This window comes from Terrabacter sp. NPDC000476, from assembly GCF_040300125.1.
Taxonomy (GTDB): Bacteria; Actinomycetota; Actinomycetes; order Actinomycetales; family Dermatophilaceae; genus Terrabacter.
In genome coordinates, this window is the sequence record NZ_JBEPDF010000003.1 from 269,239 (window position 1) to 284,561 (window position 15,323).

General features: G+C 74.0%; 13 protein-coding genes. 8 read left to right on the plus strand and 5 right to left on the minus strand.

Annotated elements, in window-relative coordinates:
- Nucleotides 1-6: 6 nt before the first annotated feature.
- Nucleotides 7-2,268: a helicase-associated domain-containing protein gene (locus ABT295_RS17270; RefSeq protein WP_352395631.1), complete on the minus strand. Its 2,262-nt coding sequence runs from the start codon at nucleotides 2,266-2,268 to the stop codon at nucleotides 7-9.
- A 70-nt stretch (nucleotides 2,269-2,338) separates the two neighbouring features.
- On the opposite strand from ABT295_RS17270, the gene ABT295_RS17275 reads away from it, so the two are divergent.
- The 3 genes from ABT295_RS17275 to ABT295_RS17285 all read left to right on the plus strand — a co-directional run bounded on the left by ABT295_RS17275 (nucleotide 2,339) and on the right by ABT295_RS17285 (nucleotide 4,747).
- The gene (locus ABT295_RS17275) at nucleotides 2,339-3,280 is read left to right on the plus strand and encodes an aldose 1-epimerase family protein (protein WP_352395632.1); all 942 of its coding nucleotides are present in this window, start codon (nucleotides 2,339-2,341) and stop codon (nucleotides 3,278-3,280) included.
- A 152-nt stretch (nucleotides 3,281-3,432) separates the two neighbouring features.
- A complete protein-coding gene (locus ABT295_RS17280; RefSeq protein ID WP_352395633.1) occupies nucleotides 3,433-3,828 on the plus strand; it encodes a cold-shock protein in 396 nt (131 codons plus the stop codon).
- 4 nt (nucleotides 3,829-3,832) lie between these two features.
- Complete coding sequence (locus tag ABT295_RS17285) at nucleotides 3,833-4,747, plus strand: DUF3027 domain-containing protein (RefSeq protein WP_352395634.1); 915 nt, start codon at nucleotides 3,833-3,835, stop codon at nucleotides 4,745-4,747.
- A gap of 57 nt (nucleotides 4,748-4,804) precedes the next feature.
- Here the strand turns inward: ABT295_RS17285 and ABT295_RS17290 are convergent, their stop codons facing one another.
- The gene (locus ABT295_RS17290; protein WP_352395635.1) at nucleotides 4,805-5,071 is read right to left on the minus strand and encodes a DUF2530 domain-containing protein; all 267 of its coding nucleotides are present in this window, start codon (nucleotides 5,069-5,071) and stop codon (nucleotides 4,805-4,807) included.
- Nucleotides 5,072-5,129: 58 nt separating this feature from the next.
- Here ABT295_RS17290 and ABT295_RS17295 point away from each other — a divergent pair, with 58 nt between their 5' ends.
- The 4 genes from ABT295_RS17295 to ABT295_RS17310 all read left to right on the plus strand — a co-directional run bounded on the left by ABT295_RS17295 (nucleotide 5,130) and on the right by ABT295_RS17310 (nucleotide 9,284).
- Nucleotides 5,130-6,626, plus strand: a complete 1,497-nt coding sequence (locus ABT295_RS17295; RefSeq protein WP_352395636.1) for an NCS2 family permease — start codon at nucleotides 5,130-5,132, stop codon at nucleotides 6,624-6,626.
- Nucleotides 6,627-6,777: 151 nt separating this feature from the next.
- The gene (locus tag ABT295_RS17300) at nucleotides 6,778-7,227 is read left to right on the plus strand and encodes a MarR family winged helix-turn-helix transcriptional regulator (RefSeq protein ID WP_352395637.1); all 450 of its coding nucleotides are present in this window, start codon (nucleotides 6,778-6,780) and stop codon (nucleotides 7,225-7,227) included.
- Nucleotides 7,224-8,510, plus strand: a complete 1,287-nt coding sequence (locus ABT295_RS17305) for an MFS transporter (protein WP_352395638.1) — start codon at nucleotides 7,224-7,226, stop codon at nucleotides 8,508-8,510. Before ABT295_RS17300 ends, ABT295_RS17305 begins: the two co-directional genes overlap by 4 nt.
- Nucleotides 8,511-8,753: 243 nt before the next feature.
- Entirely contained in the window at nucleotides 8,754-9,284 is a 531-nt protein-coding gene (locus ABT295_RS17310) for a ferritin (protein WP_352395639.1), read from the plus strand.
- Between the two features lie 29 nt (nucleotides 9,285-9,313).
- Here ABT295_RS17310 and ABT295_RS17315 read toward each other — a convergent pair whose 3' ends face one another.
- On the minus strand, nucleotides 9,314-10,768 hold the full coding sequence (locus tag ABT295_RS17315; RefSeq protein ID WP_352395640.1) for a lytic transglycosylase domain-containing protein: 1,455 nt from the start codon (nucleotides 10,766-10,768) through the stop codon (nucleotides 9,314-9,316).
- A 164-nt stretch (nucleotides 10,769-10,932) separates the two neighbouring features.
- A complete protein-coding gene (gene serC / locus ABT295_RS17320) occupies nucleotides 10,933-12,081 on the minus strand; it encodes a phosphoserine transaminase (protein WP_502991194.1) in 1,149 nt (382 codons plus the stop codon).
- A 130-nt stretch (nucleotides 12,082-12,211) separates the two neighbouring features.
- On the opposite strand from serC, the gene ABT295_RS17325 reads away from it, so the two are divergent.
- Nucleotides 12,212-13,114, plus strand: a complete 903-nt coding sequence (locus tag ABT295_RS17325; protein ID WP_352395642.1) for a DUF559 domain-containing protein — start codon at nucleotides 12,212-12,214, stop codon at nucleotides 13,112-13,114.
- 199 nt (nucleotides 13,115-13,313) lie between these two features.
- Here ABT295_RS17325 and ABT295_RS17330 read toward each other — a convergent pair whose 3' ends face one another.
- Entirely contained in the window at nucleotides 13,314-15,323 is a 2,010-nt protein-coding gene (locus ABT295_RS17330; RefSeq protein WP_352395643.1) for a PQQ-dependent sugar dehydrogenase, read from the minus strand.

Genomic DNA, 15,323 nt, shown 5'->3' on the forward strand with positions numbered 1-15,323 from the left:
GGTCGCTCAGCCCTCGACGGTGGCCCCGGTGATCCGGTGCACCGAGTAGGACTTCTCGTGGCCGGACTCGTCGGTGGCCCGCACCCGTCCGCCCTCGACCTTCTGGGGGTGGATGAGGTGGCGGCTCGTCGCGCCATGGCCGTCGGAGTAGCCGATCCACACGCCGTGCCGGTCGGCGACGGCGTCGCGCAGCAGCGACAGCGTGACCACGGGGTCCATGGTCTGGATGCGCGGCCCGGGCCTCGCGTCGTCGTCGGCGCGGCGCTGGTCGGCCGTCGCCTCGGCCGCGCGCAGGCCGTCGACGAGGGTCTGCGTCGAGGGACGGTCGACGGGGGAGACGGTCGGCCCGGGTCCCCGGCGGCGCGTGCCGGCCCGCCGGCGCGGCGTCTCGGCGTGCACCACGGAGCCGTCCTGGCCCTCGTGCACCGGGGCGAACCCGTTGTCGCGCAGCAGGTCGACGAGCACGCGCGGGTCGGCCGACGACACGAGCACGGTGGGGGCGAGGCGCCGCAGCCGCAGGGGGGCGAGGTCGCGCGAGGCGAGCATCGTGTCGAGCACGGCCTCGTCGTCGGAGCGGACGTAGGCCGAGGCGCCGCCGATGCGGGTCTGGCCGTGCTTGCGGGCGACGTCGAGCACGAGGTACTCGAGGGGCTGCGGCACGGGCGTGCGGCTCGAGCGGCGCACCGTGTCGGTGAAGTCGGCGGCCGTCCAGCCGGCGTCGAGCGCGCGCCGCACCGACTCGGGCGTGAAGCGGTAGACGGTGGCGCCGCCGCGCGACTCGACGTCGGCGGCGAGGCGCATGAACGAGCCGAGACCGCCGACGAGCGGCCCGGGGGCGACGGCGGTGAGGTCGGCCTGCACGAGGATGTGGTCGACGGGGGAGGGCAGGTGCGCCGACACGGCGGCCGCCACCTCGTCGGGGGAGTGGGGGGCGCCGAGCAGCGCGCGGCCCGCCTCCGAGAGCGCGCCGCGGCCGGTGACGCCGAGCCACTCCGCCTCGCGGAGCACCGCCTCGACGGCCTCCTCGAGCACGGCCGCGGACCGGTTCGGCCGTCGCCACGCGAGCCGCGCGCGCAACGACGCCGGGTCGGGGGCGTGGCCGGGCTCGACCGAGGCCAGCTCGCGCAGCACCTCGCGGCGGATCGACCGGATGGCCGGCCACTGCGCGTCGGGACCGAGGGCGTTCGCCGGTCCGGTGCCGGTGCTCCGGTGCCCGACGAGGTGCGGTGCGCGGGTCGAGCCGAACCAGGCGAGGGCGAGCGCCGCCCAGCGGTGCCCGGCCTCGCTCGAGCTCCACTCGTCGATCTCCGACGTGGGGGCCCACACTGGCACGACCTCGCCGTCGTCGGCGACGAGCCCGGCGGCATACGTGACCTCGACGACGAACGCGGCGTGCACGGAGTCGAGGTCGAGGGCCGACGCGGTGGTGCGCAGGTCGCGGACGGCGAGGCCGCCGGCCCGCAGCACCCGCGGCGGGTCGGCCCCCCACGCGGCGGCGAGCTCGTCGACGTGCGTCAGGCACTCGCTGGCGGCGCCGCCGGCCGCGGCGTCGACGAGGCTGACCGGCCGCGTCGCGACGGCGGGTGGGGTGAGCTCGACGCTGCGGTGCAGCTGCCCGTCGCGCAGCACGAGGCCGACCTCGCGGGGGAGCGCGACGCGGTCGGCGGAGACGGGCACGAGCAGGTGGCGCTCGAGCAGCCACCGGGCGGTCGTGCGCGCGGGCGCGGCGGTGGGCAGCACGCCGAAGGCCGGGCCCCACGTCATCCGTTCGAGCATCGCCCGGGAGTCGTCGGGGGCCTCCGCGAGCGCGGCCCGGATGTGCCCCGGGTCGGCGTGCTCCGGGGGCGACGACGGTCGCAGCTCGCGCATCGGCGCGCCGAGGCCCGCCACCGAGGTGCCGAGCACCTCGGGCACGGTGCGCACGACGTGGTCGCCGTCGGGCCCGCGCCAGAGCAGGGCGCAGCGCCGGAGGTCCTCGAGGATCGTCTCGACCGTGGCGCCGTCGTCGGTGCCGAGCAGCCGCAGCAGGTCGCCGCGCTCGGCGGCGTCGCCCGCCACGACGACGGCCTCGAGCACCTGGAGGTGGCCGCGGTCGAGCGCCTCGACGGCGCGCTGCACGCTCGCGCGGGTGCCGGCCCGGGCCGCGAGGCTCGTCAGGTCGGCCGGCGCGGGGCGCGCGAGGTCCGGGCGCGCGAGCACGAGGTCGATGAGCTCTGCGTCGCTGCGACCGCGGATGTCGTCGGCGAGGCTCCGGCTCGGGGTGGCCATCCTCCCAACCTACTGCCCGGATGCCGGTGGCCCGACTCGCGCCGCCCCCGACGGCGCTAGCGTGACCCCCATGAGCGCGCTCTCGCCGGCCCCTGCGGCCGAGCCCGCCCCGGCGCTGCCGACCGGGGAGCAGTGGACGATCGGGCACGGCCCGTTCGAGGCCACCGTCGTCGAGGTGGGGGGCGGCCTGCGGACCATGACCCGCGACGGGGTCGACGTCGTGGCCGGCTACGGCGCCGACGAGGCGTGCCGCTCGGGACGCGGGCAGCAGCTGATGCCTTGGCCCAACCGGATCCGTGACGGGCGCTACACCGCGGACGGCGTCGAGCACCAGCTGCCCGTCACCGAGGTGCCGCTGCACAACGCGAGCCACGGCCTCGTGCGCTGGGCGCTCTGGGAGCTCGTCGACCACGCGGACGACCGCGTCACCGTCGGCTACCGGTTGCACCCGCAGCCGGGCTGGGACCACTTCCTCAACCTGCGCACGACCTACCTGCTCGACGACTCGGGCCTCGTCGTGACGACCGCGGCCCGCAACGTCGGGCCGACGACGGCGCCCTTCGGCTACGGCGCCCACCCCTATCTCGCGATCGGCGAGACGCTCCTGCCCGACGTCGAGCTGCGCATCCCGGCCGCCTCCTGGGTCGAGGTCGACGAGCGGCTGCTTCCCGTCGCCGACCGCCCCGTCGAGGGGCAGCCCTACGACTTCCGCACCGCGCACCGCGTGGGCGACGTGCGGCTCGACACCGCCTACACCGACGTCGAGCGCGACGCGGACGGGCTCTGGAGGGCCGTCGTGCGGGCCGCCGACCGCTCCGCGACGCTCTGGGCCGACGCGTCCTTCGGCTGGCTGCAGGTCTTCACGGCGATCGCGGCGGACCGCAAGGACGCGGTCGGCATCGCCGTCGAGCCGATGAGCTGCCCGGCCGACGCGTTCAACTCGGGGGCGGGGGTCGTCCTGCTCGAGCCCGGCGCCGAGTGGACCGGCACGTGGGGCATCACGCCCGGCTGACTTCGCGGACCGCCGGCCGCGACCACGGCGGTGGCTGCGCTCGGCGCGCGAATCGGTTTGCGCCGAGCCGTTAGGCTGGGAGACGAGCGCAGAGAGCGCCATCGAGTCGTGCCGTCACACGCGCGACCGACGATCACTGGACGAGGTGGACTGTGCCGACTGGCAAGGTCAGGTTCTTCGACGCGGACAAGGGTTTCGGCTTCATCGCCGAGGACTCCGGCGCGGACGTCTTCCTGCACGCGAACGCCCTCCCGCAGGGCGTCACGACCCTGAAGAAGGGCGCGCGCGTCGAGTTCGGCATCGTCGAGGGCCGCAAGGGCGCGCAGGCGCTCTCGGTCAAGCTGCTCGACCCGGTCGCGTCGGTCGCCGCGAACATGTCGGCCCGCGAGCGCCGGACGCCCGAGGAGCTCGTCGTCATCATCGAGGACGTCGTCCAGCTGCTCGACGGCGTCGGTGAGGGCTACCGCGCCGGCCGCCGACCCGACCGCAAGCTCGCCTCGAACGTGGCCCGGGCCCTCCGCGGCCTCGCCGACGAGCTGGAGAAGTGACCCGATGACCGTCACCACCCCCAAGACCGACGCGGTGCTGCTCGCCGCCGCCGACCTCGCCCGCGGCGTGCTCGAGGAGATCGCCGAGCCCGGCACCGTGGGCGCGCACGTCGGCATGGACCTGCTCGAGGAGCGCCTCGGCATGCACTGGTTCGAGTGCACGTCGGCGGGCTACACGGGCTGGCGGTGGGGCGTCAGCGTCGCGCGCGTGCCCCGCGGCAAGGTCGCGACGGTCTGCGAGACGAACCTGCTGCCCGGCCCCGAGGCCGTGCTCGCCCCCGAGTGGCTGCCGTATGCCGACCGGCTCGCCCCCGGCGACCTCGGCGCGGGCGACGTGCTGCCGTTCCGCCCCGACGACCCCTTCCTCGAGGCCGGCTTCGAGGCCACGGGCGAGGAGGACGTCGACCGGATGGCCCTCTTCGAGCTGGGCCTCGGCCGTCCCCGCGTGCTCTCGGCCGAGGGCCGGGAGGCCGCGGCCACCCGCTGGTACGACGGCGACAACGGGCCGACCTCGGAGGTCGCGACCAAGGCGACCGCGCAGTGCACGACGTGCGGTTACTTCCTGCCGATGGCCGGCGCCCTGCGCGCCACCTTCGGGGTCTGCGCCAACGAGTGGAGCCCCTCGGACGGTCGGGTCGTCTCGCTCGACCACGGCTGCGGCGCGCACTCCGAGACCGACATGGACCACCCGGAGCCGACCCCGGTCGGCGACCCGATCGTCGACGAGTTCGCCGTCGACCTCGAGCCCGCCGAGCGGGCGGCCCGCACCGACGGGCCCGAGGCCGCGCCGTCCGACACCGAGCCGGCCGACGCCGGTCAGCCCGACATCGAGCCGGCCGACGCCGGTCAGCCCGACATCGAGCCGGCCGACACCGAGCAGCCCGAGCCGCAGTCCTCGGACGACCCGGTCACCGACTGACCCGCTCGGCCCGACCGCTGACCCGGCCGGCCGGCATACCTGCTCGGACGGGAGGGCTCAGGCGGCGTCGCGCGCGTTGCCGCGACCGCGACGCACGTAGGCCCAGCCGATGCTGCCGAGGACGAAGCCGGCCACGCACGTCCAGGGCCACCAGCTGCGGTCGCCCTCGTGCAGCGCGGGGACGACGAGGGTGACGACCAGCGCGAGCACCCATACCCCGAGCCCGACCTCGACGATGCGCAGCATCGGCACGTGGAGGGGGGCGATCGGCGGGTTCGTGCCGGCGCGCGTCGCCGTGTCGTCGGGCGTGGTCTCGTCGGTCACCCCGACAGCCTAGGGTCTCGTCACACGCGCGAAACGAGCCCCCACTAGGGTGTGCGCCATGTCGACGGATACGCGCACCACCCGCAGCACCGGCGGGCTCGACGGCTTCTTCAGGATCTCCGAGCGCGGGTCGACCGTCGCTCGCGAGGTCCGGGGCGGCATCGTCACCTTCTTCACGATGGTCTACATCGTCGTGCTCAACCCGATCATCCTCTCGGGGGTGGTCGACGGCTCGGGCACGATGATCGGCGGCACCACCGACCTCGTGCAGAGCAAGCTGCTCGTCGCGGTCGGCACCGCGGTCATCGCCGGCCTCATGTCGATCCTCATGGGGCTCGTCGCGAACTTCCCGATCGCGCTCGCGGCCGGGCTCGGCATCAACGGGCTCATCACCGGCATGGTGATCACGCACCAGGCCGACAAGATCACCTTCGCCGACCTCATGGGCCTCGTGGTCATCGAGGGCGTCATCATCCTCGTCCTCGTGCTCACCGGCTTCCGCAAGGCCGTCTTCAAGGCGATCCCGGCGCCGCTCAAGGTGGCCATCTCGGTCGGCATCGGCCTCTTCATCGCCTACATCGGCGTCATCGACGCCGGCTTCGCGCGCCGGCCCAGCTCGCCCGGCACGACCCCGAGCGAGCTCGGCATCGCCGGCAGCCTCGACGGCTGGCCGACCCTCGTCTTCGTCGCCGGCGTCTTCTTCATCGCCGTGCTGCTCATCCGCAAGGTCAAGGGCGCCATCCTCATCGGCATCGTCGCGGCGACCGTGCTCGCCATGGTGCTCGAGGCGGTCTTCAAGATCGGCCCGCGCGTCTTCGACGACAAGGGCGTGCTGACGAACCCGTCGGCGTGGTCGCTCACGGTGCCGAAGCTGCCCGAGACGGTGACGAACACTCCCGACCTCGGCATCCTCGGCCAGTTCAGCCTCTTCGGCTCGTTCGAGAAGATCGGCATCGTCACGGCCGTCATGTTCGTCTTCTCGCTGCTGCTCGCCGACTTCTTCGACACGATGGGCACGGTCGTCGCCATCGGCACCGAGGCCAAGCTGCTCGACGAGGACGGCAACCCGCCGCACACCGACCGCATCCTCGTCGTCGACTCGGTCGCGGCCATCGCCGGTGGCGCGGGCGGCGTCAGCAGCAACACGTCCTACATCGAGTCGGCCTCCGGCGTCGAGGAGGGGGCCCGCACCGGCCTCGCGTCCGTCGTCACCGGCGTGCTCTTCCTGCTCGCGACCTTCCTCGCGCCGCTCTTCGCGGTCGTGCCGTCGGAGGCCGCGGCGCCCGCGCTCGTCATCGTCGGTTTCCTCATGATGACCCAGGTCAAGAACATCGAGTGGGACGACATGGAGATCGCCCTCCCGGCGTTCCTCACGATCGTGCTCATGCCGTTCACCTACAACATCACCGTCGGCATCGGCGCCGGCTTCATCGCCTGGGTGCTCGTCAAGATGGCCCGCGGCAAGACGCGCGAGCTGCACCCGCTCATGTGGATCGTCGCCGCGTTCTTCGTCGTGTACTTCCTCAAGGCCCCGCTCGAGTCGATCATCACCTGACCGTCCCGAGCCCGTATGCCGTGAAGGCCCCCTCCGCACCGGAGGGGGCCTTCTCTGCGTGCGGCGTCCCAGCAGGTGACGCCTGGGAATGCTTAGCCGAGGTAATGAGTTAGGCTAAGCATCACCAGACTGCACTTCCGAGGATCCGCTCTTGACTGCCAAGACCCCGACCGCCCCGCTGAGCCGAGCCGAGCTCGTCTCGCTCTCGAACGACATCCGACTCGCCTGCATGCGCATCTCGCGACGCGTCCGGTTCGAGTCCGACCGTGAGCTGCCGCCGCACCACTTCTCGGTGCTCGCGCGCCTCGACGGCACACCCCGCACGAACAGCGAGCTCGCCGACATCGAGCGGGTCTCCGCGCCGAGCATGAAGCGCACGACGAGCGCCCTCGTCGAGGCCGGCTACGTCTCGCGCGCCGACGACCCCACCGACGGCCGGCAGGTGATCCTGTCGCTGACGGCCGAGGGCCGCAAGGCGCTGCGCCGCATCCGCCGGCACCGCGACGAGTGGCTGCTCGAGCGCTTCGAGACGCTGAGCGACGAGGAGCGCGAGCTGCTGCAGCGGGCTGCGGCCGTGCTGGGGAAGGTGGCGACGAAGTGAGCCCGACCTTCCACTCCCTGTCGATCCCGAACTACCGGATCTACGCGTCCGGCGCCATCGTCTCCAACGTCGGCACGTGGATGGGCCGCGTGGCCCAGGACTGGCTCGTGCTGACGGTCCTCACCGACCACTCGGCCACCTCGCTCGGCATCGTGACCGGACTGCAGTTCCTGCCCTTCCTCGTCCTCGCGCCGTTCGCCGGCATGATCGTCGACCGCTTCCCGAAGCGGCGCATCCTCTTCCTCACGCAGACCGCCCTGCTCGTCACGGCCCTGCTGCTCGCGGTGCTGACGGCGACCGGGGTCGTCGAGCTCTGGCACGTCTACGCGCTCGCCTTCCTCCAGGGTGTCGCGACGGCGGTCGACAACCCGGCCCGCCAGACGTTCGTCTCCGAGATGGTCGACACCGCGCACCTGCCGAACGCCGTCGCCCTCAACAGCGCGTCGTTCAACCTCGGCCGGCTCATCGGCCCGGCCGTCGCCGGTCTCGTCATCGCCGGGTTCGGCATCGCGCCCGCGCTCTACGTCAACGCGGCGACCTTCGTCTTCGTCCTCGTCGCGCTGCTGCGGATGGACACCCGGCTGCTGACGCCGTCGCCGCGGGCCCGCGGCAAGGGCCAGATCCGCGAGGGGCTGCGCTACGTCAAGGGGCGCCCGGACCTCGTGCTCATCATGGCGCTCGTCTTCGTCCTCGGCACCTTCGGCATGAACTTCCAGGTGACGATGGCGCTGATGGCCACGAAGGTCTTCGACAAGGGCCCGGGGGAGTACGGCCTGCTCGGCTCGATCATGGCGGTCGGCTCGCTCACGGCGGCGCTGCTCTCGGCGCGGCGCGCGCGGCCCCGGATGCGGGTGCTGCTCGTCGCGCTCGTCGGCTTCACGATCTCGACCGCGCTGCTGTCGACGGCGCCGAGCTACCTGCTCTTCGCGGTCTTCCTCGTGCCGACCGGCCTCTCGGCCCTCACCGCGCTGACGACGGCCAACGCCATGGTCCAGGTGAGCGTCGAGCCGGTCATGCGCGGGCGCGTCATGGCCCTCTACATGGCGATCTTCATGGGCGGCACCCCGATCGGCGCCCCGATGATCGGCTGGATCGGTGACGTGTGGGGCCCGCGCTGGACCATCGCCATCGGCACCATCGCCGTCGGCCTCAGCCTCGTCGCGGTGGCCCTCTGGGTCGCGCGTCGGCAGAATGTCGCGGTGACCTTCCAGACCCAGCGCCATCCCCGCCTGCGGATCCAGCTCGCCTCGGCGGTGCCGACGGCGCCCGAGGTGACGAAGTGAACTTCAAGTTCCGCCACCGCATCACGGTGGCGGCCCTCGTACTCTTCGTCGCCATCGCGGTCGTGGCCGCCCTCGTGAACCGCTGACCGCCCCCCGCCCCGCCTCCCCGAGCGCAACACACCGAGAAAGACGCAACCCACCGGTATCGGATCCCGGTGGGTTGCGTCTTTCTCGGTGTGTTGCGAGGGGGTGCCTAGGATGGGCGCGCACGCACCCCGTCGAGCCCAGCGCGGAGGACCCACCATGGCAGCCCAGAGGTTCGTCGACCTGCTCAACGAGCAGATCGGCCACGAGTACGCCGCCCACCAGCAGTACGTCGCGATCGCCGTCTACTACGACAGCCTGACGCTGCCGCAGCTGGCGGGCCTCTTCTACCGCCAGGCGCTCGAAGAGCGCGACCACGCCATGATGATGGTCCAGTACCTCCTCGACACCGACTCGCTCGTCGCGATCCCCGGCGTCGAGGCCCCGACCAACTCCTTCGCCGACATCGTCGCGCCCGTGCAGCTCGCCCTCGAGCAGGAGAAGCGGGTCACCGACCAGATCAACGCGCTGACGGCCGTCGCCCGCGAGGAGCACGACTTCGCCTCCGACCAGTTCATGCAGTGGTTCATCAAGGAGCAGGTCGAGGAGGTCAGCTCGATGTCCGACCTGCTCACGGTCGTCCAGCGCAACCGTGACGACGTCGAGAACATCGAGGAGTACCTGCGCCGCGAGGGCGGCGGCGAGTCCGAGGACGCGTCGGCGCCGCCCGTCGCGGGCGCCGGGGCCTGAGGCCGGGCGCCGAGGTTTGATGCCCGGCCTCAGCCGAGCGGCCCGCCGCCGGGGCAGCGCACCACCTTCGCGTCGAGCACGCAGACGAGGGTGCCCTTCAGCGGGTCGAGCACCCGCACGAGGTGCGGCGGGTCGCCGGGGAGCAGGGGCAGGTACGGCAGCGCGAGCAGCCGGGTGATCGCGGCCGGCACGGTCGCCACGGGAGCCGGCGGCGTCGGCACCGGGACCGGCACGGTGACGGACGGCAGCGGCACCCCCGGCACGCTCGGGAGCGGCAGGGCCGGCCGGTCCGTCGCCGGCTGCGGCGACGGACTGGGAGACGGAGCCGGCTCCGACGGGTGCGCCGTCGGCCGCGTGGCAGCCGGGGTGGGACGCGACGGCGCGGGAGACGGCGTGGCCGACGTCGAGGCCGGGTGCGGCGTGGCCTGGGCGCCCGGGGACGACCCTGACGGAGCGGGCCGCGGGACGGCCGGGACGGCATACGCGAACCCGGAGCCGGCGGGCGTGGCCGACCCGGTGCCCGACGCGGGACGCGCGGCGGGGAGAGCGCTGCGCGGCACGACGGGGACGCCGCGTCGGTAGGCGTCGGCGATCGAGAGCACGGTGCGGGCGTAGGCGTCGGAGTGGTTGTAGCGCAGCACGGCCCGGTAGGCGGCTCCCGGGCGGCGCAGGTCGGTCCCGCCGGAGCAGAGCAGCACGCCCGCCCCGGTGACGGCATCGGTGAGGCTCTGCGGGTCGGCCACCCCGTCGCCGTCCCCGTCGCGGCCGGCGAGTCGCCACGAGGTGGGGATGAACTGCATCGGCCCGACCGCGCGGTCGAAGACGCGGTCACGGTCGAGCGTGCCGCCGTCGGTGTCGCGGATGCGCGCCGTGCCGCGCGAGCCGTCGAGCGGGATGCCGATGATGCCCGGCCGGGCGATCCCGCGGGCGTCGAGGGTGCTGCCGCCGAAGCGGGCGTGGTTGCTCTCGACGCGCCCGATGGCGCCGAGGAGCGCCCAGTCGACGCCGCAGCCGGGGTCGGCGCCGCCGAGCACGCCGGCCGCGCGACGGTAGGCGGCGAGGGCGAGAGCCGGTATGCCGTTCGCGTCGAGCCGCACGGGGGCGTCCGCGGCCGACGCGGTCACGGGCGCCACGGCCCGCGAGGCGACGGCCACGCGGGCGTCGTCGGGGGTGAAGGTCTGGAAGACGGGCGGCAGCTGCATCGGCGCGGGCGCGGGGCCGGCCTCGGGGTAGGCGGGGCTGCCCCCGTCGATCGCCGTGGCGGGCACGGTGAGCGACGACGCGGCGCGACCGACCGGGTCGGCGTCACGGGTGGCGGCGAAGGCGACCCCGGCCGAGGCCAGGGCGAGGACGGGCAGGGCGGCGGCGACCCGGCGTGCCGTGCCACCGGCGGGCACGAGGGTGAACGTGCGCCGTGGCGCGCGGTGGGCACCGCCGGTGCGGGTGGTGCGGCCGGTGCGGCCGGTGCGGCCGGTGCGGACCATGGGGACTCCTCGCTGCCTGACCCGTCGCCGTCGGCGGGTCTGCACGGCTCAACGAGGCAGGAGGCCGGAGGTCACGCGAGGTCGGCCACCCGGAGGCGGCGCCCGGACGGGGGAGCGGTGCCGGACGGCATACGGGCGTGGGCGGCGATCGGGCGGGAGGTCGGTCAGCCGAGGGCCGCGACCACGTAGTCGACGGACTGCGTGAGCCGCGTGACGTCGTCGGGCTCGACCGCGGGGAACATCGCCACGCGCAGCTGGTTGCGCCCGAGCTTGCGGTAGGGCTCGACGTCGACGACGCCGTTGGCCCGCAGCACCGCGGCGACCGCGGCGGCGTCGACGGCGTCGTCGAGGTCGACGGTGCCGACGACCTGCGATCGGGCGGCGGGGTCGGCCACGAAGGGCGTCGTCCAGCTCGTGCGCTCGGCCCAGTCGTAGAGCCGGCTCGAGGAGTCGGCGGTGCGGGCGACCGCCCAGTCGAGGCCGCCGTTGCCGAGCATCCAGCGCAGCTGCGCGTCGAGCAGCGCGAGCGTGCCGAGGGCCGGCGTGTTGTAGGTCTGGTTCTTCAGCGAGTTCTCGATCGCGGTCGGCAGGCTGAAGAAGTCGGGCACCCAGCGGTCGGTCGCGGCGATCTGGGCGACCCGGTCGAGCGCGGCCGGGGAGAAGGCCGCGATCCACAGGCCGCCGTCGGAGGCGAAGCACTTCTGGGGGGCGAAGTAGTAGACGTCGGTCTGCGTGATGTCGACGGGCAGGCCGCCCGCGCCGGACGTGGCGTCGACGACCACGAGGGCGTCGTCGTCGGCGCCGGCGACCTGCTGCACCGGGGCCATGACCCCGGTCGAGGTCTCGTTGTGCGGCCAGGCGTAGACGTCGACGCCGGCCTCGGCGAAGGGCGCGGCGAGGGTGCCGGGGTCGGCCGTGACCACCGTGGGGTCACCGAGGAAGGGCGCGCCCTTCGTGACGGAGGCGAACTTGCTCGAGAACTCGCCGAACGCGAGGTGCTGCGCGCGCTCACGCACGAGGCCGAAGGCGGCGATGTCCCAGAAGGCGGTGGAGCCGCCGTTGCCGAGCACGATCTCGTAGCCCTCGGGCAGGCCGAAGAGGTCGCGCAGCCCCTGGCGCACGTCGCCGACGAGCGCCTTGACCGGTGCCTGGCGGTGCGAGGTGCCGAGCACCGTGCGCCCGAGCGCCACGAGGTGGTCGATCTGCTCGGGGCGCACCTTCGACGGGCCGGAGCCGAAGCGCCCGTCGGCGGGCAGCAGCTCGGCCGGGATCGTGATGGGCGAGGTCGGGGGTGCGTCGGTCACGACCGCCATTGAATCCCAGCTGCCCACCCCTCGGACACCATTTCTCGTCCCGTGGACGTGTCGCGCGCGTGGCCGCGGCTGGGGCGGTTGTCCACAGGGGCCCTGCACGCACCGGCCGACCCGCGGCACGATGTGGCGGATGGAGCTCGAGCCGCTCGCCGACCGCGGGGTCGTGGCCACGGCCGCGCTCGTCGCGGCGGGGTACTCCGACGCAGCAATCGCGGCAGCCGTCCGCTCCGGGCGCCTCGTCCCGCTCCTGCGGGGCTGGTATGCCGTGCGGCCCCCTCGCGACGCCCGTGACCTCCACCGCCTGCGCACGATCGCCGGCCGGGCACGCTTCGCTGGGCGGGCACTCGTCAGCCACCAGTCTCTCGTGCTGGCGTGGGACCTGCCGGACCACCGCGTGGACCTACGCACCGTGCACCTGACGAGGACCGGTCCCGGACCGACGCGCAACGGCTCCGGCGTCAAGATCCACCGCCCGCTGCCAGACCTGCCGCCGGTGCTGTGGAGGTCGCGCCCCGGCGAGGTGCCCCTGGCCGTGGGCATCGTCCAGGCCGGCCTCGAGGGGGTGCCGCTCACGGCGCTGGTGGCGGCGGACGCCGCGCTGCACCGAGGTCTGCTGACTCCCGTCGAGCTCGACGGCGCCTGCGGGCTGCTGGCCCGCTGCCGTGGCATCGGGCCGGTGCGTGCGATCCTCCGCGAGGCCGACGCGCGCACCGAGTCGCCGGGGGAGAGCGTGCTCGGGCACCGGCTGCGCCGGCTGGGGCACGACCTCGATCCCCAGTTCCGGGTCGAGAGCGACCTCGGCACACGGTTCGCCGACTTCCGGATCAGGGGCACCCGGGTCCTCGTCGAGTTCGACGGCGAGCAGAAGTATGCCGATCGCCCTGAGGCCTTCCGGGAGAAGCGACGCGAGGACGCCCTGCGCCGCCGGGGCTGGTTCTTCGCCCGGTTCGTGTGGCGTGAGCTCGACGACGTGTCGCTCATCCGGGGTCGCGTCGAGCAGGCGATCGCCGACGCGTGGCGATGGACGGGGTGACGAGTGCCGCGCCCAGGAGTGCGCGCTCGCGCCAGGAGTGCGCGTTTCCGCGAGGAGTGCACGTTTCCGCGAGGAGTGCACGGTGCGCCGTGCACTCCTGGAGGCGCAGCGCACCTCTGGTGGCGCGGCGCACTCCTGGAGGAGCGGCGCACCTCTGGGCGGGCGCTCGCACTCCTGCAGGAGCGGCATACCTCCGGCGTCAGCGGACGACGCCGCCGAGGTCGGTCGTGCGGTAGGCACCGGGCTTGCCGTCGTAGACGCGCAGGTGGCCGTCGGACGTGCGCCCGAAGAGCATGAAGGTGCCGTTCGACCGCGAGACGAGGTCGGGCGCCGAGGTGAAGGCCTGGGGGAGCCCGATGAGGATGCTGCCCCGCTGCACCACCGCGTGCCCGTCGACGCCGACGCCAGCCGCGAGCAGCGGACGTCCGGGCCAGGCGTCGCCGAGGGCCCGGTCCGACCAGATCGAGAGGCTGTCGAGGCGGCGCACCCAGCTCTTCGTCGCCGTCGTCGGGTAGAACACGCGCTCGTAGGTCGCGCCGTTCGTCCCGCGGCCGGTCACGAGGATGCCGCGGCCGACCGGGTCGGCCGACGCGGACAGCCCGGAGGTGAAGACGCCGCCCATGGACGTCCACCCGCTCCACCGGCGGCCGTCGAAGTGCTTGCGCCAGGCCGAGCCCGTCACGGCGATGCCGAAGACGTCGATGGTGCCGTCGCCGAGCGACGCGGCGTGCTGGGCGATGACGCTGCCGCCGATGGCGACCGAGCCCTGCCGCACCCCGTTGACGAACCACGTGTGCACGAGCTGGCGCGACGCCGTGCGGGTGAAGAGGTCGACGCGTCCCGGCCTCGAGCTCGTCGCGGTCGGCGCGTCGGTGGAGGTGACCCCGGCCGAGGCCCACGCCCCCCAGCTCGCGCCGTCGTTCGTGCTGCGGCGGAAGCGCACCGTGTCGCCGGTGGAGCGCACGAAGGTCGTCACCTGGCTGCCGGTGCGGACGGCCGTCACGCCGACCGGTGAGACGAGCGTGCCCGCCGTCCTCGTCGGCGCCGTCGCCGTGGGCCGGAGCCGCACGATCCTGTCGTTGCTGCCGTTCGAGGTCGTGAACCACAGCGAGCCGTCGGGGCCGAGCTGCACGGCGCGGATGCGGCCGTAGCCCTGCGCGGCCGGCAGCCGGGTCACGGACGCGACGGCGGTCGTCGTCGGTGACGGGGCGAACCGCATGACGTCGATGCCCTCGCCCTTGAGCAGCCCGACGGCGAGGGCGCCCTGCCACTCGCCCCAGGCTGCCCCCCTGAGGAAGGTCGCGCCGCTCGTGGCGACGGTGGGGAAGCCCGAGGACCACATGGCCCGGCGCGCCGTCGGGAACTTGCGCAGGTCGGTCATCGGGGTCGACTCGTCGTAGCCGGGCACGGGGTCCCAGCCGTAGTTGCCGCCCCGCACCGAGAGGTTGATCTCGTCGTCGCGGTCCGACCCGTGCTCCGCCGACCACAGCTCCGAGGTGCCGGGGCGCAGCGCGAGGCCCTGGATGTTGCGGTGGCCGTAGTTCCACACGTAGCGGGCGTTGCCGCCGCGGGAGTAGAAGGGGTTGTCCGTCGGGATCGAGCCGTCCCAGTTGACGCGCAGCACCTTGCCGCCGAGCGAGGCGAGGTTCTGCGGGTTCGTGCCCGTGGCCGCGTCGCCCGTGCCGACGTAGAGCTTGCCGTCACCGCCGAAGCGCAGGCGGCAGCCCGAGTGCCGCCCGCTCGTCAGCGGCAGGCCGGTGACGACGGGCGCGCCGTCCGAGACCGCCGTCGTGTCGCTCGTGAGGCGCCACCGCAGCACCCGGACGTCGAGGGGCGCACCCGACGAGCGGCGGACGGCCTGGCACGTGTAGAACTTCCGGTTGGCCGCGGCCCCGGGGTCGGCGACCATGCCGAGCAGGCCGCCCTCGCTGTTGACGTAGAGCGGCGGGAGGCCGGTGATGGAGACCCGCTTCGGCGCGGCGCCCTCGCGCTTGGACCAGACGCGCCCACCGCGCTCGTCGAAGAGCATGAGCGATCCCATCCAGGTGAGGTCCCACGGGTACTGCAGCCCCGCGACGACCGTGGTCGCCTGCAGTCGCGGCACCGCCTGCGCGACCTGCGGCTGGCCCACCGCGAGCACCCCGCCCGCCAGCAGCGTCCCGGCCCCGACGGAGGCCACCGACCTTCGCACGCGCAGTCCCTGTGCCAC